This is a genomic window from Amycolatopsis sp. lyj-90, from assembly GCF_046549035.1.
Taxonomy (GTDB): domain Bacteria; phylum Actinomycetota; class Actinomycetes; order Mycobacteriales; family Pseudonocardiaceae; genus Amycolatopsis.
The window spans coordinates 1-1,301 of the sequence record NZ_JAJPWP010000021.1 but is presented as its reverse complement, the minus strand read 5'-3'; the positions used below and the strand labels follow the sequence as shown (position 1 = coordinate 1,301).

The window sequence follows — 1,301 nt, the reverse complement described above, 5'->3', positions numbered from 1 at the left end:
ATGAAACACGGATTTACCTATGTTTCGGCCTACACGCTTACACCAGTACTACCACTCACTGGCGGAGCTACCTTCCTGCGTCACCCCATCACTCGACTACTACGGAATCAGATCCCACGCTCCACACAGAAACCTCCGTCCGAAGACATTGGTAACTGGCTTTGGGTGGTTAGTATCAACCGCCTCATCCTGGGCGCACGTGCTCGGGTACGGGAATATCAACCCGTTATCCATCGACTACGCCTGTCGGCCTCGCCTTAGGTCCCGACTTACCCTGGGCGGATTAGCCTGGCCCAGGAACCCTTGGTCATCCGGCGGCAGAGTTTCTCACTCTGCATTCGCTACTCATGCCTGCATTCTCACTCCCACACCCTCCACGACTGGCTTCCGCCGCCGCTTCCCTGGATGCAGGACGCTCCCCTACCCATCCACACGACTAGATAACCACCCGAAGATGGAAACCGATCTATATGTGCGAATGACACAGCTTCGGCGGTGTGCTTAAGCCCCGCTACATTGTCGGCGCAGGACCACTTGACCAGTGAGCTATTACGCACTCTTTCAAGGGTGGCTGCTTCTAAGCCAACCTCCTGGTTGTCTGGGCAATCCCACATCCTTTCCCACTGAGCACACACTTGGGGGCCTTAGCTGGTGTTCTGGGCTGTTTCCCTCTCGACGACGAAGCTTATCCCCCGCCGTCTCACTGCCACACTCTCACACCACGGTATTCGGAGTTTGGTTGATTTCGGTAACCCGGTAAGGCCCCTAGACCATCCAGTAGCTCTACCCCCGTGGTGAAACATGTGACGCTGCACCTAAATGCATTTCGGGGAGAACCAGCTATCACGGAGTTTGATTGGCCTTTCACCCCTACCCACAGCTCATCCCCTCAGTTTTCAACCTAAGTGGGTTCGGCCCTCCACGTCGTCTTACCGACGCTTCAGCCTGGCCATGGGTAGATCACTCCGCTTCGGGTCTAGACCACGCGACTCAGACGCCCTATTCAGACTCGCTTTCGCTACGGCTACCCCACACGGGTTAACCTCGCCACGCAGCACTAACTCGCAGGCTCATTCTTCAAAAGGCACGCCATCACCGTAACATCCAAAGGATGTGCTCGGGCTCTGACGGCTTGTAGGCACACGGTTTCAGGTACTCTTTCACTCCCCTCCCGGGGTACTTTTCATCTTTCCCTCACGGTACTAGTCCGCTATCGGTCTTCAGGAAGTATTTAGGCTTACCGGGTGGTCCCGGCAGATTCACAGCAAATTCCACGAGCTCGCTGCTACTCGGGAACACCA

General features: G+C 56.0%; 1 rRNA gene. It reads right to left on the bottom strand.

The window, feature by feature from the left end:
• Positions 1-1,301 (bottom strand): 23S ribosomal RNA (locus ACLJPX_RS44200); the annotation flags it as partial.